This window comes from Kribbella kalugense (assembly GCF_004365875.1).
Lineage (GTDB): Bacteria > Actinomycetota > Actinomycetes > Propionibacteriales > Kribbellaceae > Kribbella > Kribbella kalugense.
Genome location: NZ_SODF01000001.1, coordinates 2,802,253 through 2,819,035, shown reverse-complemented (window position 1 = coordinate 2,819,035; position 16,783 = coordinate 2,802,253). Strand labels below are relative to the sequence as shown.

Sequence of the window (16,783 nt, the reverse complement as noted above, 5' to 3'; positions counted from 1 at the left end):
TGGGGGAGTCTTCCGCTATCACGCGCAGCCGTTCGCTTTCTGCAGCTCCTGCAGGTTCTCCCGCATGAGGGTCAGATACGTTTCCTTGGAGTTCGCGTCCGACAGCCCCTCGATCGGGCTCAATACGGCGGTCTTGACGCCGACGTCGTGCGCGATCGTCTCGGCCAGCTTCGGACTGACCAGCTCCTCGTAGAAGATCGTCGTCACGTGCTGGGCCTTCACGAGGTCCTGGACCTCCTTGATCCGGGTCGGCGTCGGCTCCGCGTCCGGTGTGAACCCGGCGATGCCGACCATCGTCAGACCGTATCGCTTGGCCAGGTACGCGAACGCCTCATGACTGGTCACAAATGTCCTGAGTTCGCAGCTCGCCAGCCCGGTCTTGTACTCCGTGTCGAGCTTGCCGATCTGGCCGAGCAGGGCCGTCGCGCGCTCGTGGTACCCGGCGGCGTTGGCGCTGTCGACGGAGGCGAGCTTCTCCTCGACCGCCTTGACAACATCGGCGTACCGCACCGGGTCGAGCCAGAAGTGCGGGTCGAGGGCGTTGTCCTTGTGTACGGCGGGGGCGGCCTGGCCGGGCTCGTGCTCCTCGAAGTCGGCGCCGGTGGCCTCCAGTTGGGCGGCCGGGGCGACGTCGAAGCCGGCGTCCTTCGCGTTCTGCTCGACGGCCTCGTCGACGGCCGGCTGCAGGTCCTTCTCGTACACGACCAGCTTCGCGGTCGCGATCGAGCCGACCTGCTTGGGGGTCAGCTCGAGGTCGTGCGGCTCGACGCCGGGGGCGGTCAGGGTGGTCACGTTCACCGCATCGCCCCCCACTGAACGGGCGATGAACTCGAGCGGGTAGAACGATGCGACGACGTCGAGTTTGCCGTTGCTGGAACCGTTGGTGGTCGAGCCGCTGCACCCAGCCAGGGTGAGGGCGGCCAGCGCGGTGGCGCCGGCAAGGACAGCTCGAAGACCAGATTTCATGACAATCATTTTCATTTAGTTGGAACTGATTGTCAAAACAGGGAGTGCACGATGGCCAGCCGAAACGTCGGGCGCAGGCGCGCCGACAGCAGGGGCAACCGGCGCCGGAAGCTGGAAATTCCCCAGGGTCACGGGCATGGCCACGGGCACGGCCATGGCGATCATGTGGTCGACACGTCGGTGGTGAACTCCGATGCGATCGTGGCCCGGCGCGTCCGGATCGTGGTCGCGGCGGTGCTGATCCCGCTGATCCTGGCCGCGGTCGTCGGGATGATCGTGATGTGGCCCGGCGGTGACGTGAAGGTCGCGTCGTACCAGACCCAGACCGTCCGCGGTGAGGTGACGGCCCTCAAGGCCTGCAAGGATCCGGACGCCCAGTGCGACGAGGCGACGGTCAAGCTCACCAGCGGCGCCGACAAGGGCAAGGTGGTGCCGATCCAGGTCCCGAAGGCCAGCCAGACCACGATCCCGGTCAAGGTTGGTCAGTCGCTGATGCTCGGCGTGATCGGGAACGCGAAGACGCTCGCCGACCGGTACACCTACGTCGACCATGACCGGACCGGATCGCTGCTCCTGCTGGCCGGCCTCTTCGCGGTTGCGGTCGTCGCGCTGTCGCGCTGGCGGGGTTTCGCGGCCCTGATCGCGCTTGCGGTGACCGCGGTGATGCTGACGCAGTTCATCCTCCCGGCGATCCTGAAGGGCGAGAACGCGCTGCTGGTCGCGGTCGTCGGCGGCACGGTGATCATGGCGATCGCGTTGTTCCTCACCCACGGGATCAATGCCGAGAGCTCGATCGCCCTGTCCGGGACAGTGTTCGCGCTCGGGTTGACCGTGCTGCTCGGCTGGTTCTTCACCAAGTTCTGCCAGCTGAGCGGATTGGCTTCCGACGGAGCGTCAGGAGCGAAGGCGCTGGTGCCTGGTATCGATCTGACCGGCTTGTTGATCGCTGGAATGGTGATCGGCGCTTTGGGAGTGCTGGACGATGTGACCGTCACGCAGGCGGCGGCCGTTTGGGAACTGTCCGCGGCGAACCCGTCCGCCAACCGTCGAGAGCTGGTCAGCGCCGGCCTCCGGATCGGCCGCACCCACGTCGCGTCGGTGGTCAACACGCTCGTCCTCGCGTACGCCGGCGCCGCGCTGCCCGTGCTGCTGGTCTTCGCGATCCAGGGTCTTCCCGGCCGGGCGGTCCTCTCGACCGAGTCGGTCGCGATGGAGATCGTCCGCGGCCTCGTCGGCAGTCTTGGCATCATCGCGGCCGTCCCGCTGACCACAGCCCTCGCCGCGATGGCGGTCGCCGACCGCTCCCGCGATCTGGTTGCCGAACCGGAACACCTCTAACCGAAAATCAGCCCTTCCACCCGAGCCGTCAGCCTTCTACAGTGCTGTTAGGTCACGGAGAGTCCGCTTGTAATCACCTTCAGTGGCCTAACGGGGTGAGGAGAGCTGATGAGGTTCCGTCATCGGGACGGCTCGACCGTCCATGTGGGGTACTGCGCGACCGTGCATCCGGCCGAGGAGCTGGATGAGCTGATCGACGGGCTCGACGACTGCGCCGGGAAGGTCCGCGCGGCACTCGGCGTACCTGTGCTGGGGGTAGGGCTGTGGTTTCCGAGCCGGCTGGCTGATCGGCTGGCGAACTCGCCGGCGTCGCTCAGCAGGCTGCGCCGAGCGCTACAGCGCAATCGACTTGAGGTCATCTCGCTGAACGGCACCCCGCACTCGCACTTCACCGAGAAGGTCGTCGGTACCAAGCTGTACTGCCCTGATTGGACCGACCCCGAGCGGCTCCGCTACACCCTCGACCTGGTCGACGTACTAGCCGAGTTGCTGCCCTCTGACGCGTCGTACGGGTCGATCTCGACCGTGCCGCTGGCCTGGCGGATGCCGTGGTCGAAGGCGCGGAACCGTGCTGCTCGGGAGGCATTCGACCGCGTCGAGCAGCACCTGGTCCGCACCGAGGCCAGGACCGGCCGGAAGATCCGGATCGCCGTCGAGACCGAGCCGGGCTGCGTGCTCGAGATGATCGGGCAGGCAGCCGGTTGGCTCAATCGCTACTCCAGTCCGTACGGCGGTGCGTCGCGGATCGGACTGGGGTTGGATGCGTGTCATCTGGCCGTCCAGTTCGAGGAGCCGGCCGATGTGTTCCAGTTGCTGTGGCAGGCCGGCGTCGATGTGGTCAAGGGCCAGCTGTCGGTCGCGCCGACGTTGGTGGACCCGTGGGATGCGGCCGGTCGCTACGTGCTCGGTCAGCTCGGCACACCGAAGTACCTGCGGCAGGTGCGTGAGTGGGGTGGGCCGGGAGTGGACGACATCGCGCAGGCGTACGAGTTGTCCGGTCACGCGGCCTGGCGGATGCATGCCCACCTGCCGGCCCACGCTGCCCCACCAGCTCCGCTTAGGGTGACAACGGGTGTACTGGACGACTGTTTGACCAGACTGGTTGGTGGTGGGCATCCACTCACGCACCACCTGGAGTCAGAGGTTTACGCGTGGTCGGATCAACAGTCGTTGGCCAAACAGCTCACCAAGGAGCTGGAGTGGCTACGTGATCGACTGACGGACCTGGGACTCGAGGAGATCCACTGAGCTGAAGGTCTTGCCTACTGCGTTCTGCGACCAGATGAAGCGCTGCACTGATGTCGGCAGCTTGGGAAGCGTTGCGGCGGCGAACGGCATCAGCCGCAATGCCAGCGGGCTGCCCGGGATGATCGTGCCCATCAACTTCGGACCGATCCGCCGACTCGACTCAACCATCGGACGGATGATCCGCTCGTAGTTCTTCAAGCCGGACGCTGGATTGCTCGCTAACTCGCCCGCGAGGATGTACGCCGTCACCACAGCCAGACTGGTCCCGCCGCCGACAGCTGGTCCGGGACAGTAGCCCGCATCTCCAACCAGCCCGATTCGCCCGCTGGTCCAGGTGTCCAAGGTGATCTGTGCGATCGAGTCGAAGTAGAAGTCTTCGGCCGACGCAAGGTGCTCCAGCAGCTGTGGCGCCTTCCAGCCGTAGTCGCTGAACTCCTTGACCAGCAAGGCTTTCTGCTCGTCCTTGTCGCGGTAGTCGTAGTGCAGCTCGTGCGGTGTCCGGAACAGGAAGCCGCTACGCGTCTGGCCGGTCTGGTGCACGCCGTAGATCCCGACCAGCTTGTCGACCGACATGTGCGCGAGCGTGTGGTTGCCGACGTTGAAGATGTCCGGCATCGAGAACACGGCGAGGTACCCGCCGAGCCAGCGACGCAGCGGCTCCTCGGGGCCGAAGGCCAGCCGGCGGACGTTCGAGTGCAGTCCGTCGGCGCCGATGACCAGGTCGAACCGGCGTTCCGTCCCGGAGTCGAATGTGACGTCGACGCCGTTCCCGTCGTCGTGCAGGCTCGCAATCGAGTCGCCGAAGATGTACTCCGCCGTGTCGCGAGTGGCGTCGTACAGGATCTTCGTCAGTTCGCCGCGGAGGATCTCCACGTGGCTGCTCGAAATCCCGGCGTACATCCGGCTGAGGTCGACCTCGACCGGGGGCTTGCCGAACCGCTCGATGGTCAGCGCTTCGATCCGGGTGCGGGCCGCCTCGATCGCGTCCCAGCAACCCATCCGGCGGGTCACCTCGGCGGCCGAGCTGAACAGATCGACCGCGTGGCCGCCGAGTCCGTGCCGCAGCTCGGGTGTGCGCTCGACGATCGTCGGCTCGAAACCGTGGTGGTGCAGCCAGTGGGCCAGCACCGGGCCGGCCACGCTCGCGCCGGAGATCAGGACCTTCATGGCTACCCCCTGACGTTTGTTTACTTAACGGAAGGTAAGCAAAGCCTCCGGCGTTGTCAACGGTTTACTTACCGGAAGGTCAGATAATCTTCGGGGTATGCCGAGACAACGGACCGGCGACACCCGGGCGCGGATCCAGCAGGCCGCGCTGGAGCTGTTCGCCCAGCAGGGGCTGCAGCAGACCAGCCTGCGCGACATCGCCGACCGGCTCGGCGTGACCAAGCCGGCGCTGTACTACCACTTCGCGTCCCGTGAGGACCTGCTGAACAGCCTGGTCGAGCCGATGATCGCCGACTTCGAGGCGTACGCCGCCGCGCAGCAGGCAGCCGCACCCGTCCCGGCGCGTGAGCTCCTCGGCTCGTACTTCGACCTCGCCTACCGGCACCGCGGCCTGATTCAGCTGGCGATCCGGGACCTCTCGGTGCTGCACGAACTGAAGCTCGCCGACCGCTTCATCGAATGGCGCGGCACGCTCGCGGCGCTGCTGATCGGCACCGAACCGTCGCTGTCAGACGTGGTCCGCTGCATGGTCGCGCTCGGCGGGCTGTCCGACTGCGCGGTGATGATCGACCACGAGCCGGTCGCCGAACTACGTGAGGCTGCGGTCGAAGCGGCGTACGACAGCCTCGGCCGCCCGTAATCAGCCGTTGGCGATCCGGGAGACCGCGAACAGCAGGATCACCAGAATCGAGAAAATCCGCAGGAACTTCGCTCCTGTCGTCACCGCCGGCCACGACAGGAACGCCAGCCACCCGAGCAGCAACGCCAGCAGCACCAGGGCCGGTACACCCACCACCACCGGAGCGAACACTCCGGCCAGCGCCAGCACCAGCGTGATCCCTGGCAGCGTCAGCTTCGGCGCACCGTGCAGCTTCGCGACGTACGGGTAACTAATCTTCGTGATCCGCTGCCGCAACGGACTGCTAGGGGAGCTCATACCTCCATTGTTCCAGGTCCTATGGTTAGGCCCGTGTTCGTGGTGATCAGATTTCGGGTCGGGGTAGCTGAGCAGGCCGAGTTTGCGGAGCGGGTGCAGGCGGCCGTTGAGGTGTTGGCGCAGCAGAAGGGGTTCGTGTCGGCGCGGGTGGGGCGGAACGTCGATGACCCGGAGTTGCTGGCGCTCGACCTGGAGTTCGTGAACGTCGGGAGTTACCGGCGGGCGCTGTCGCCGTACGAGGTGAAGATGGCTGCTGTGCCGCTGTTGTCGGAGGCGATCGACGAGCCGACCGCATACGAAGATTTGCTGACTCAGCACGGATTCGATGACGGGACGCCGGGACCGATAGCCTGGTCTCTTCCGTAGATTCATCTGTGCCCGTTCTGGAGTCGAAAAGTGCCCGTGGAAACCGTCGATGCCGTCGTCAGCCTCAGCAAGCGGAGAGGCTTCGTGTACCCGTGCGGCGAGATCTACGGTGGAACCAAGTCGGCCTGGGACTACGGGCCGCTCGGCGTCGAGCTGAAGAACAACATCCGGACCCAGTGGTGGCGGACGATGGTGACCGGTCGTGACGACGTCGTCGGCCTGGACTCCTCGGTGATCCTGCCGACCAAGGTCTGGGAGGCGTCCGGGCACCTGTCCGAGTTCGTCGATCCGCTGACCGAGTGCCAGTCCTGTCACAAGCGGTTCCGCGACGACCACCTGCGTGAGGACTACGCCCGCCGGAAGAACAAGGACGTCGACGAGGTCAAGCTGGCCGAGATCGCCTGCCCGAACTGCGGTAACAAGGGCACCTTCACCGAGCCGCGGATGTTCAACGGCCTGCTCAAGACGTACCTCGGCCCGGTCGAGTCCGAGGAGGGCCTGCACTACCTCCGCCCGGAGACCGCGCAGGGCATCTTCATCAACTTCGCGAACGTGATGGGCACGGCCCGGAAGAAGCCGCCGTTCGGCATCGCCCAGGTCGGCAAGAGCTTCCGCAACGAGATCACCCCGGGCAACTTCATCTTCCGGACCCGCGAGTTCGAGCAGATGGAGATGGAGTTCTTCGTCGAGCCCGGCTCGGACGAGGACTGGCACGAGTACTGGTTGAAGGCCCGCTGGGACTGGTACACCGGCCTCGGCCTGAACCCGGACAACCTGCGGTTCTACGAGCACCCGAAGGAGAAGCTGAGCCACTACTCGAAGCGCACCGTCGACATCGAGTACAAGTTCAACTTCGGCGGCAAGGAGTTCGACGAGCTCGAGGGCATCGCGAACCGGACCGACTTCGACCTGTCCACGCACTCCAAGCACTCCGGCGCCGACCTGTCGTACTTCGACCAGGAGAAGGGCGAGCGCTGGACGCCGTACGTGATCGAGCCCGCCGCCGGCCTGACCCGGAACGTGCTCGCCTTCCTGCTCGACGCGTACACCGAGGACGAGGCGCCGAACGCCAAGGGCGGCGTGGACAAGCGGACGGTACTGCGCTTCGACCCGAGGCTCGCGCCGGTCAAGGCCGCCGTACTGCCGCTGTCCCGCAACGCCGATCTCTCGCCGAAGGCACGCGACCTGGCCGCCGAACTGCGGAAGAGCTGGAACGTCGACTTCGACGATGCCGGCGCGATCGGCCGTCGCTACCGCCGCCAGGACGAGATCGGTACGCCGTACTGCATCACCGTCGACTTCGACACCCTCGAGGACCACGCCGTGACCATCCGGGAGCGCGACTCGATGAAGCAGGAGCGGGTCGCGCTGACCGAGGTCACCGGGTATCTCGCCCAGCACCTGGTTGGTTGCTGACGATGCGGGGTCGGTTGGCTGTCGTCGGACTGTCCGCGCTGGCGGTGTTCCTGTTGTCGGCCTGCTCGGACAGCAAGCCGGACGCGGGCAGCACGCCGTCGCCCTCCGCGCCCAGCTCCAGTGCGCCTTCGAGCGCACCGATCCCGACCGCGTCCACGCCGACGCTGACCGCACTGCCGACTCCTTCGAAGCCCTGGCCGACTCCGAAGGTCACCGGCGAGCCTGCCAGCGATGCGCCGCTGGCGGAGCGAATCACGTTCGCGATCTCCAAGCAGGCGCAGATCGCGGCCGGCAAAGCGGCCACCACGACGGTGAAGTGCCCGGGCATCGACAAGGTCGAGACGGCCGGCAACCACGAGCTGACCTGCACCGTGACGTACGGCGGGAAGTCGTACGGCGGCACGTTGACGGTCGACGCGAAGCAGTACTCGGCGTCGTACAAGTTCACCTCGGACTCGGTCGCGATCGTTCGCGCGAAGGTTGTCGACGCAGTGCAGCGCACGGTCGCCGACGCCGCGAAGGTGACCTGCACGATGGATGATGTTGCCGTAGTCAAGCATTCCGACTCGGGCATCGCCTGCGACGTGACGACGACCGCGAACGCCGTACAGCCTTATAAAGCACAGGTTTCCGGCAACGGCCAGGTCCTGGTCGCGAAGGCCTGACATGCTTTCCTTGGGCAACCTGACGATCGACACGCCAGTGGTGCTGGCGCCGATGGCCGGCATCACCAACGCGGCGTACCGGCGGCTGTGCGCCGAGCAGGGCGCGGGGCTGTACGTGTGCGAGATGATCACCTCGCGCGGGATCGTCGAGGGTGACCAGAAGTCGCTCGACATGCTGACCTTCGACGCGCGAGAGACGGTGCGGTCGGTGCAGTTGTACGGCGTCGACCCGACGTACATCGGGCGCGCGGTGCAGATCCTTTGTGATGCTTACGGTGTTGCGCACATCGACCTGAACTTCGGCTGCCCGGTCCCGAAGGTGACCCGCAAGGGCGGCGGCGCGGCCCTTCCCTGGAAGCGGAACCTGCTCGGCGCGATCCTGCGATCGGCAGTGCATGCGGCGACGCCGTACGGCGTACCCGTGACGATGAAGACGCGGATCGGGATCGACGCGGATCACCAGACCTACCTGGACGCGGGCCGGATCGCGGAGGAGTCGGGTGCCGCGGCGATCGGGTTGCACGGGCGTACGGCGGCACAGGCGTACTCCGGTCAGGCGGACTGGACCAAGATCACCGAGCTCGTGCAGCACGTGAGCATCCCCGTCCTCGGCAACGGCGACATCTGGGAAGCCGGCGACGCCCTGCGGATGGTCGCCGAGACAGGTTGCGCCGGCGTGATCGTCGGACGCGGATGCCTTGGCCGGCCGTGGTTGTTCCGCGATCTCGCGGTCGCGTTCGCCGGCGGCGAGGCGTTGAACTTGCCGACGCTCGGCGAGGTCGCGGTCGTGATGCGACGGCACGGCGAACTGCTCGCCGACCTGATGGGGGAGTCGCGCGGCCTGCGCGACTTCCGCAAGCACGTCCCGTGGTACCTGAAGGGCTTCCCGGCCGGCGGCGAACTCCGCGCCGCCCTCGGCATGGTCGACTCCCTCGCCCGCCTCGACGAGCTCCTCGCTCAACTGGACCCAGCGGTCCCGTTCCCAGTCGCCGAGCTAGGCGCCCCCCGCGGCCGCCAGGGCAGCCCCCGCGACCACATCGTCCTCCCCCACGGCTGGCTGGACGACACCGACGGCCTAACCGCCGACCTAGCCGACGCCGAGATCGGCGTCTCCGGCGGCTGAAGGTATGTGGAGACAAGCCTTGGTGTCGTGAGACATGCAATAGCTTGTCTCGTCACACCGTGAGGTGTTCAGCGATCATTCTTGGAGCGCCAGGCGACGTAGTGGGCGGCGGCTTCGGGGAAGGTGAAGGTGGGGGTGAAGCCGGTCTCGGTGGTCAGGCGGGTGATGTCGAGGTGCGGGCTGGTCTCGCCGCCGGGCTGGACGGTGAGCTGGTCGGCCGCTTCGCCGTACACAAAGGGCTTTCCGCTCGAGACGTTGTACGTGGTGTGGTTCAAAGCCTCGGCTGTCATGAGCAGAGCGATCGCGCGGCCCATGTCGGGCGCGTAGCACCAGTCGCCGCCGGCGTCGGCCGGTAGGGGCGTGGGGGTTTCGCCGCGGAGTACGGCGCTGACGTACGGCGGGATCGGGCTGAAGATCGACTCTGGGTCCATCAACGGACCCCAGGTCGAGCCGATCCGGAGCACGATCGGCTGGATGCCGGTTCCGGCGAGGCTGTGCGTCGTCACCGGCTCGACGGCCTTCTTGAAGGCGACGATCAGGTGCGGGAGGTCGGCGGTCGGTAGTGGAAGGTCTTCGTACCACGGGGATTCGTCCTGCCCGATGTACACGCCGATGCTGCTGGCGACCGCAAACCGCCGTACGTCCCACGCCCGCGCCGCATCCAGCGCGTTGAACAGCGCCGCGGTGTCGTGGCGGAAGTACGCGACCGGATCGTCGGCCGGGATGCTTCCCGCGAGATGCACGATGTCGCTGATCTCGTAGCGCTCGCCGAGGGCGAGGAACGCGGATCGGTCGGTGACGTCGAGTTGTTCGACCGTGACCTTGCCTTCGAGGAACGACGGGGGATCGGTATGCCGGTGCGACGTGACGACGACCTGCTGGCCGAGGTCGAGGAGGGCGCGGGCGGTGTGGGCGCCGATCATGCCGAGCCCACCGGTGACGAGGATCATGGCCGCGACGCTAGACCGGTACGACGGCCGCGGTCTTGAACGAATCCCGCACGATCCCTTGACCTGAGGGCCTCTCGGGGACCACCTTGGACGGCATTGGATTTACGAATCACTTCCGAACATGGTTCGTTAAAGGAGTGCCGTGGACATCGTGATCGGGGTCGTCACGCATGTGACCCACCACGAGTTGTTCCACGATGCGGCGCGCACGCTCGGCGGCGTGGGGCTCGAGTGGGTCAGCTACGACCACGAGGACGAGATCCGCGACAAGGTCGGCGAGTTCCTGAGTACGACGCGACTCGACGGCTTCCTCGCCGGTCCGGTGCCGTACACCGCGAGCCGCGAACTGCTGCCGCCCGGTCTGCCGGTCGGCGTGATCCGGTCGTCGGCGCTCGACCTGACGCTCGCGCTCTACCGCGCCCAGGAACGCGGCTGGGGTCGTACGCCGGTCAGCATCGACACGTTCCCCGCCGAAGCGGTCGAAGCGGTCGCGACCGCGCTGGACCTCGACCAGGACCAGATCGATTGCTTGCCCTACGCACCGACCCAGAGCGTCGAGGAGATCGTCGAGTTCCACCGCGACGCGTTCCACCGGTTCGGCGAACGCAGCTACGTGATCAGCGTCCGCGCGGCCGTCCGGGAACAACTCGCGGGACAGCTCCAGATCATGAGCGGCATGCCGGTGCCGGCCACTATCCGCACCGAGCTGCACGAGCTCGCTTTGCGGATCGAGTCCGAACGGGCCAGCGCGCAGCGTTTCGCGGCCGGCATCTTCCTGATCTCGCAGGCCGCGGACGAGGAACGCGCCCGGATCGGTCTGATGAACCACCTGCTCAACACCCCCGAATTCGCCGGCGCCTGGATCGAGAACCGCGGGCGCCGCGGCGTGGTCGTCTTCGCCCACAAGGCGTTGTTCGAGCGCGTCACCCGCAACTGGGTCGCCGTACCCGCACTGGCCGAGGCCGCCGCGGCGCTCGGCGCACAGATCTCGGCCGGCTTCGGTGTCGGCGTGTCCGCCCGCAACTGCGTCCTGCTCGCCGAGCAAGCCGCCGCCCGGGCCGAGCTCGCCGACGAACCGTGCGCGTACCTGTTCGAGGACAGCGGTGTCGTCATCGGCCCGATGGGGCCGGCCGGCGAAGCACTCCGGTTCTCGTACCGCGGGCACGGCGATGACGTCGAACAACTCGCGAAGTACGTCGGTCTCAGCGCGACCACCGTTTCCCGGCTGGCCGCGCTGGACCAGGAACTCCAAGGCCGCACGCTCTCGCCTGGAGAGCTTGCCGGTCACCTCGGCATCACGGATCAGAGCGGACGCCGGCTGATCCGCACCCTCGACGCAGGCGGCCTGGTGAGCGTCGAGGGCACCGCCCAGCACCACCCCAAAGGACGCCCGACGCGTCTGTACCGACTGCGCATCGCCCAAGCGTTGGAGGCACAACCATGGAGCTCACCCGCCGCCACATCCTCAAGCTGACCGGTCTCGGCCTGACCGCACCCGCCCTGCTCGCTGCCTGCTCGAACGACTCGTCCTCCGGAAGTGGTTCCGGGGACGGCAGCGTGAAGTTCGAAGGCTGGGACTACGAGGCCGAACTGGTCCAGCAGAACCTCGACCGCTTCACCACAACCAGCAACATCAAGGTCAACTACACCCCGATCACGAGTGCGCAGTACGTCCAGAAGGTCGTCGCCGAATTCACCGGCGGCGGCGGGGCCGACGCGCTCTACGTGTACGACGATTCGCTGGCGGCCTGGGTCGACGGCGAGTACCTGCAGCCGCTCGACGGCCTCCCCGGCGTGGACGAGGTGTACGCCGCGATCTATCCGGGCAACGCCGAGGCGATGACGTACCAGGGCAAGCGGTACGGCCTGCCGTACTACACCGACGCGAACTGCCTGACCTACAACACCGGGATCCTCACGAAAGCTGGGATCACCAAGCCGCCGGCCAGTCTCGAGGAGCTCGAGGCGCAGGCGTTGAAGATCAAGAACGCCGGCCTGCTGGAGTATCCGATCGGTCTGCCCGCACAGCTGTCCGACACGTGGTGGTCCTGGGTCTGGGCGCTCGTGTTCGGTAGCGGCGGCAACCTGTTCGACGATCAGCAGAACCCGATCATGAATACGTCCGACACCGTGACGAAGGATGTCTTCGCCTGGTTGCAGCAGGCGGCCAACAAGTCGAAGGTGATCGACCCGGCGTCGCTGCAGCTGCTGCCGGTCCCGATCGACAACGCGATGAAGGCGAACCGGTACGCGTACACGATCGGCGCCCGGTACGCGAGCCGCGACTACAACGACCCCGCCAAGTCCAAGGCCGCGGGCAAGATCCGGATGGCGCTCGTGCCGAGCCTGGACGGCAAGGAGCACGCGACGGTCAGCAACACCCGGATGTACGGGCTGGCCAAGGACACCGACGTCAAGGACGACGCGTTCAAGCTGCTGACCTACCTCGGTGGGTACGACGAGAAGAAGCAGCCGTACACCGCGAAGTTCTGGTTCCTGCAGCGCGGACTCGGCTTCGCTTACAAGGCGATGGGATCCGATCCGGAGATCACCGCATCGCTGAAGAAGTTCGCCGACCCGGTGGTATACCAGCATCTGGCCGAGATCGCGAAGCCGCGCAACGTCCTCGGGGTGCCTTGGTATACCGAATTTGAAACCGAGATGCACAAGGTCGTCCAGGGGGTGCTGAGCAACCAGACGCAGCCGTCCGCGGCGGTGGACTCGCTTGCGCAGACCGTGGAAACCCTGAAAAAGAAGTACTCCTGAGCATGGTTGCGCTCAATCGGCTTGGGTTTGCCGAACGACAGCCGCTGGGCGACAACGCCAAGGCCTGGGCGCTGAACGCGCCGGCCATGGTCGTGATCGCCCTGCTGGTCGCCTATCCGATCGGGTACTCCTTCTACGTCAGCCTGCAGAAGAACAACCTGAAACGCCCACGGGCGAAGCGATTCATCGGGTTCGACAACTACAAGGCTCTGCTCACCGATCACGCGTTCCTGTCCGCGTTGAAGGTGTCGGCGCTGTTCGTGCTGGTGGTGCTCGGGCTCACCGTCGTACTCGCGTTGATCCTGGCGCTGGTGCTGAACGAGAGGTTCCGTGGTCGCGGTCTGCTGCTCAGTCTCGCTTTGTTGCCCTGGGCAATGCCCGGGGTGGTGAACGGGCTGATGTGGCGGACCATCTTCGACGCGAAGACCGGTGCGCTGAACGGTCTGCTGTCCCAGCTCGGGGTGATCGACGACTACCACGCCTGGCTGACGTCCGGCACCGGTGCGTTCCTGTTCACCGCGCTGGCGCAGGTCTGGAACACGCTCCCGTTCTCGGTCATCATTCTGCTTGCTGGATTGTCGACAATCCCATCAGAGTTGTACGACGCCGCGACGGTCGACCGGGCCGGCGCCCTGCAGCGGTTCGGACAGGTCACGCTGCCCTGGCTGCTCCATCCACTGCTGATCGTGCTCATCCTCGAAACGATGAACGCGTTCCGGGCGTTCGACACCATCTACGTGCTGACCGGCGGCGGACCCGGCGACGCGACCACCACGATCGCGCTGCTCGACGTGCAAACCGTCCTGACCTTCACCGACTTCGGCCTCGGTAGCGCCTACGCCTGGGTGATCACTGCGATCACCCTCCTGATCTCCGTCGGCTACATCGGCCTCCTGTACCGAAAGGGGAACTTCGAGGTATGAGCACTCTCGTACGCGTTCCCCTGCGCTATCGGATCCCGTGGAAGAAGATCGTGCTCTACGTGCTGGCGATCCTGTTCGCGTTGTATCTGGTGCTGCCGTTCTACTGGATCGTCGCGATGAGTTTCATGCACGAGGTCGACGCGATCTCGGTGCCGCCGCACTGGATCCCGATCCATCCGACGCTGGAGAACTATCTCGGCTTCATCCGCCCGAACGCGGCGCAGGAGCTCGTCGGCGGGCGGGCCGTCTCGGAAACGCCGTACTCCTTGCGGAACAGCCTGATCGTGGCGACGTCGACCGCCGTACTGAATCTGGTCCTCGCGACATTCGCGGCGTACTCGTTCTCCCGGTTGAAGTTCCGGGGGAGTCAGGTGCTGCTCGTGCTGTACCTGCTGACCCGGATGGTGCCGGGGATCGCGATCATCATCCCGTTCTACCTGCTGATGCGGACGTTCGGGCTGCTGGACACCTACCTGGCGCTGATCCTGTCGTACACGACGTTCGCGTTGCCGATCACGATCTGGATCCTGAAGGACTTCTTCCGCTCGGTACCGCGAGAGTTGGAAGAGGCGGCCCGGGTCGATCGGTGCGGGTGGTTCCGGACGATGTGGACGGTGTTCCTGCCGGTCGCGGCGCCGGGGCTGGTCGCGGCGGCGGTGTTCGCGTTCATGACCGCGTGGAACGAGTTCATGTTCGCGCTGTTCCTGACCAGTACGAAGGCGGCGAAGACGATCCCGGTGGTGGCGGCGAACTTCGCCACCGACTTCAACACCCAGTTCACCGTGATGGCCGCTGCCGGAGTGCTCGCGGTCGTCCCACCCCTGGTGCTGGCCCTGCTCTTCCAGCGCAAGCTGGTCCAGGGCATGGCCGCCGGATCCGTGAAGGGCTGAGTTGATGGCTGAAGTGCGTTTGGAAGGCATCACCAAGTCGTTCGGCGGCAAGACCGCGGTGGACGACCTGAACCTGACCATCGAGGACCAGGAGTTCCTCACCCTGGTCGGCCCGTCCGGTTGTGGAAAGTCGACAACCCTACGAATGATCTGCGGACTCGAACGGGCCACCGAGGGCAACATCTTCTTCGACGGCAAGCCCGTCAGCTGGCTGCCGGCCAACAAGCGGGACGTGTCGATGGTGTTCCAGAGTTACGCGCTCTACCCGCACAAGACGGTCCGGCAGAACATCGGGTTCGCGCTAAAGATGATGCGGGTGCCGAAGGCAACGATCGCCGAACAGGTACTCCAGGCAGCCCGGACGCTGGACATCGAGGACCTGCTGGACCGCAAGCCGCGTGAGCTGTCTGGTGGCCAACGGCAACGAGTCGCGCTCGGCCGGGCGATCGTCCGGGACGCCGGTGCGTATCTGCTCGACGAACCGCTGTCCAACCTCGACGCCCAGCTCCGGGTGCTGATGCGGGCGGAGATCAAGCGGTTGCATGTGGATGTCGCGCGTACCTTCATCTACGTGACGCACGACCAGGTCGAGGCGATGACGATGTCGGACCGGATCGCGGTGATGCGCGACGGCGTCATCCAGCAGTGCGCGACACCGGAGGAGATCTACGAACGTCCCGCGAACCGTTTCGTCGCCTCGTTCATGGGCTCCCCGCCGATGAACTTCGTCACCGGCGAGCTGGCCGATGTCAACGGCGTACGAACGTTCCGCTCGTCGGCCCTCACCCAGCAGGTGCACCCGGATGTCGAGACGACCGACCCGGCTGTAGTCCTCGGCATCCGCCCCGAAGACATCACCCTCTCCACCACACCCGTCGATGGCCATCAACTCGGGAAGGTGTTCGTCTCCGAGCCGCTCGGTCCTGACGTGCTCGTCACGGTCCGGATCGAGGGCGAACTGATCAAGGCCCGCGTCCCGACCCCGTTCCGCCTCGGCCACGACAGCACGGTGTACGTCGGCTTGAACCCGAACCGCCTGCACCTGTTCACCGCGTCCGACGGCACCGCACTTCACGCTCCGAAGCGAGAGGAACGCTCTTGAGAGACCCTGAGAACGCGACCGTCGAGGTCGAGCTGCCGGACGACTTCGACGACTTCTGGGCAGCTGGCCTCGCGGACTGCGCGTCGTACCCGCTGGACCCGGTGCTCACCGAAATGCCCGCACTCTCAACAGACAAAGTGATTGTCTACGATCTGCGCTACACCAGCTACGGCGGTCTGCGGATCGCCGGCTGGTACACCGTCCCGCGCGAAGGCCCGGCGCCGTACCCCGCCCTGGTCACGATCCCCGGCTACATCTCCGAGCCGACCATCCCGAAGGAATGGTCCGAGCTCGGGTACGCCGCACTCGCGGTCGCGCCGCGCGGCAAGCTGCGGTCGAACGACGTGTTCAACCCGGGCTACCCGGGACTGTTGACGCACAACATCGTCGACCCCAACACGTACGGGTATCGCGGGTTCTACCTCGACGTGGTGCGATCGGTCGAGGTATTGCTCGATCGTCCAGATGTCGACAATCTGCGGATCGGACTGCAGGGGTCGAGTCAGGGCGGCGGGCTCGGGATCTCCACGGCCGCACTGCTGCCGGATGTGATCCGGTGCGTGGCGGCGGGTGCGCCGTACCTGTGCGGGATCATGACCGCACCGACGCTGACCCGGTCGTACCCGTACGAGGAGATCAACGAGTACCTGCGAATCCACCCGAAGGATGTCGACCGGGTGCGGGAGTCGGTCGCGTACTACGACGGGCTGAACTTCGCGCCGAAGGTGCAGGCGCCGACGTTCCTGTACGTCGGGCTCGAGGACGACGTGTGCCCGCCGGAGACCGGGTTCGCGTTGCACCGGGCGCTGGCCTGCGAGAAGACGTTGCGTACCTATCCACACTGCGCGCATCACGCCGGACTGCCGGACGTGATGCGGATCGTCGAGGACTTCCTTGCCGAGCACCTCACCCCGGGACGGTGACCT

General features: G+C 66.1%; 17 protein-coding genes. 13 read left to right on the top strand and 4 right to left on the bottom strand.

Annotated elements, in window-relative coordinates:
* Positions 1 to 18: 18 nt before the first annotated feature.
* Positions 19 to 966 (bottom strand): metal ABC transporter substrate-binding protein, encoded by a 948-nt coding sequence (locus EV650_RS13165; RefSeq protein WP_134118725.1) that lies wholly within the window; start codon positions 964 to 966, stop codon positions 19 to 21.
* A gap of 51 nt (positions 967 to 1,017) precedes the next feature.
* Here EV650_RS13165 and EV650_RS13160 point away from each other — a divergent pair, with 51 nt between their 5' ends.
* Positions 1,018 to 2,304, top strand: a complete 1,287-nt coding sequence (locus tag EV650_RS13160) for a YibE/F family protein (RefSeq protein ID WP_134118723.1) — start codon at positions 1,018 to 1,020, stop codon at positions 2,302 to 2,304.
* A gap of 108 nt (positions 2,305 to 2,412) precedes the next feature.
* A complete protein-coding gene (gene eboE, locus EV650_RS13155; RefSeq protein ID WP_134118721.1) occupies positions 2,413 to 3,552 on the top strand; it encodes a metabolite traffic protein EboE in 1,140 nt (379 codons plus the stop codon).
* On the opposite strand, the gene EV650_RS13150 is transcribed toward eboE, so the two are convergent.
* A complete protein-coding gene (locus EV650_RS13150) occupies positions 3,508 to 4,719 on the bottom strand; it encodes an FAD-dependent monooxygenase (RefSeq protein ID WP_134118719.1) in 1,212 nt (403 codons plus the stop codon). The genes eboE and EV650_RS13150 overlap by 45 nt on opposite strands.
* A 97-nt stretch (positions 4,720 to 4,816) precedes the next feature.
* Here EV650_RS13150 and EV650_RS13145 point away from each other — a divergent pair, with 97 nt between their 5' ends.
* Positions 4,817 to 5,359, top strand: coding sequence for a TetR/AcrR family transcriptional regulator (locus EV650_RS13145; protein ID WP_134118717.1), 543 nt, complete (start codon positions 4,817 to 4,819; stop codon positions 5,357 to 5,359).
* On the opposite strand, the gene EV650_RS13140 is transcribed toward EV650_RS13145, so the two are convergent.
* Positions 5,360 to 5,656 carry a DUF6703 family protein gene (locus tag EV650_RS13140; RefSeq protein ID WP_134118715.1) on the bottom strand — a complete coding sequence of 99 codons (297 nt, stop codon included), beginning with the start codon at positions 5,654 to 5,656 and terminating at the stop codon, positions 5,360 to 5,362. It lies immediately after the preceding gene.
* 33 nt (positions 5,657 to 5,689) lie between these two features.
* On the opposite strand from EV650_RS13140, the gene EV650_RS13135 reads away from it, so the two are divergent.
* Genes EV650_RS13135 through dusB form a run of 4 tightly spaced genes read left to right on the top strand, consistent with a single transcriptional unit; the run spans position 5,690 to position 9,226 of the window.
* Positions 5,690 to 6,022: an antibiotic biosynthesis monooxygenase family protein gene (locus tag EV650_RS13135; RefSeq protein WP_202874489.1), complete on the top strand. Its 333-nt coding sequence runs from the start codon at positions 5,690 to 5,692 to the stop codon at positions 6,020 to 6,022.
* Positions 6,023 to 6,052: 30 nt separating this feature from the next.
* The gene (locus EV650_RS13130; RefSeq protein ID WP_134118711.1) at positions 6,053 to 7,438 is read left to right on the top strand and encodes a glycine--tRNA ligase; all 1,386 of its coding nucleotides are present in this window, start codon (positions 6,053 to 6,055) and stop codon (positions 7,436 to 7,438) included.
* A 2-nt stretch (positions 7,439 to 7,440) separates the two neighbouring features.
* A complete protein-coding gene (locus EV650_RS13125) occupies positions 7,441 to 8,103 on the top strand; it encodes a hypothetical protein (RefSeq protein ID WP_134118709.1) in 663 nt (220 codons plus the stop codon).
* A 1-nt stretch (position 8,104) separates the two neighbouring features.
* Complete coding sequence (gene dusB / locus EV650_RS13120; protein ID WP_134118707.1) at positions 8,105 to 9,226, top strand: tRNA dihydrouridine synthase DusB; 1,122 nt, start codon at positions 8,105 to 8,107, stop codon at positions 9,224 to 9,226.
* 68 nt (positions 9,227 to 9,294) lie between these two features.
* Here the strand turns inward: dusB and EV650_RS13115 are convergent, their stop codons facing one another.
* Positions 9,295 to 10,176: an NAD-dependent epimerase/dehydratase family protein gene (locus tag EV650_RS13115; protein ID WP_134118705.1), complete on the bottom strand. Its 882-nt coding sequence runs from the start codon at positions 10,174 to 10,176 to the stop codon at positions 9,295 to 9,297.
* Between the two features lie 142 nt (positions 10,177 to 10,318).
* Between EV650_RS13115 and EV650_RS13110 the strand changes: the two genes are divergently transcribed.
* From EV650_RS13110 to EV650_RS13085, 6 genes are read left to right on the top strand one after another with little or no spacing between them, the layout of a single operon-like run.
* On the top strand, positions 10,319 to 11,650 hold the full coding sequence (locus tag EV650_RS13110; protein ID WP_202874485.1) for a hypothetical protein: 1,332 nt from the start codon (positions 10,319 to 10,321) through the stop codon (positions 11,648 to 11,650).
* Entirely contained in the window at positions 11,617 to 12,942 is a 1,326-nt protein-coding gene (locus EV650_RS13105; protein WP_134118703.1) for an extracellular solute-binding protein, read from the top strand. The genes EV650_RS13110 and EV650_RS13105 overlap by 34 nt, the downstream gene beginning before the upstream one ends.
* A gap of 2 nt (positions 12,943 to 12,944) precedes the next feature.
* On the top strand, positions 12,945 to 13,865 hold the full coding sequence (locus tag EV650_RS13100; protein WP_134118701.1) for a carbohydrate ABC transporter permease: 921 nt from the start codon (positions 12,945 to 12,947) through the stop codon (positions 13,863 to 13,865).
* On the top strand, positions 13,862 to 14,755 hold the full coding sequence (locus EV650_RS13095) for a carbohydrate ABC transporter permease (RefSeq protein WP_134118699.1): 894 nt from the start codon (positions 13,862 to 13,864) through the stop codon (positions 14,753 to 14,755). Before EV650_RS13100 ends, EV650_RS13095 begins: the two co-directional genes overlap by 4 nt.
* 4 nt (positions 14,756 to 14,759) lie before the next feature.
* The gene (locus tag EV650_RS13090; RefSeq protein ID WP_134118697.1) at positions 14,760 to 15,857 is read left to right on the top strand and encodes an ABC transporter ATP-binding protein; all 1,098 of its coding nucleotides are present in this window, start codon (positions 14,760 to 14,762) and stop codon (positions 15,855 to 15,857) included.
* Entirely contained in the window at positions 15,854 to 16,780 is a 927-nt protein-coding gene (locus EV650_RS13085) for an acetylxylan esterase (protein ID WP_134118695.1), read from the top strand. Before EV650_RS13090 ends, EV650_RS13085 begins: the two co-directional genes overlap by 4 nt.
* Positions 16,781 to 16,783: the final 3 nt, after the last annotated feature.

Coding starts and splice junctions, on each gene's coding strand:
- EV650_RS13140 (WP_134118715.1), bottom strand. CDS start 5,656: ATGAGCTCCCCTAGCAGTCCGTTGCGGCAGCGGATCACGAAGATTAGT.
- EV650_RS13100 (WP_134118701.1), top strand. CDS start 12,945: ATGGTTGCGCTCAATCGGCTTGGGTTTGCCGAACGACAGCCGCTGGGC.
- dusB (WP_134118707.1), top strand. CDS start 8,105: ATGCTTTCCTTGGGCAACCTGACGATCGACACGCCAGTGGTGCTGGCG.
- EV650_RS13160 (WP_134118723.1), top strand. CDS start 1,018: ATGGCCAGCCGAAACGTCGGGCGCAGGCGCGCCGACAGCAGGGGCAAC.
- EV650_RS13145 (WP_134118717.1), top strand. CDS start 4,817: ATGCCGAGACAACGGACCGGCGACACCCGGGCGCGGATCCAGCAGGCC.
- EV650_RS13150 (WP_134118719.1), bottom strand. CDS start 4,719: ATGAAGGTCCTGATCTCCGGCGCGAGCGTGGCCGGCCCGGTGCTGGCC.
- EV650_RS13105 (WP_134118703.1), top strand. CDS start 11,617: ATGGAGCTCACCCGCCGCCACATCCTCAAGCTGACCGGTCTCGGCCTG.
- EV650_RS13090 (WP_134118697.1), top strand. CDS start 14,760: ATGGCTGAAGTGCGTTTGGAAGGCATCACCAAGTCGTTCGGCGGCAAG.
- EV650_RS13165 (WP_134118725.1), bottom strand. CDS start 966: ATGAAATCTGGTCTTCGAGCTGTCCTTGCCGGCGCCACCGCGCTGGCC.
- EV650_RS13125 (WP_134118709.1), top strand. CDS start 7,441: ATGCGGGGTCGGTTGGCTGTCGTCGGACTGTCCGCGCTGGCGGTGTTC.
- EV650_RS13115 (WP_134118705.1), bottom strand. CDS start 10,176: ATGATCCTCGTCACCGGTGGGCTCGGCATGATCGGCGCCCACACCGCC.
- eboE (WP_134118721.1), top strand. CDS start 2,413: ATGAGGTTCCGTCATCGGGACGGCTCGACCGTCCATGTGGGGTACTGC.
- EV650_RS13095 (WP_134118699.1), top strand. CDS start 13,862: ATGAGCACTCTCGTACGCGTTCCCCTGCGCTATCGGATCCCGTGGAAG.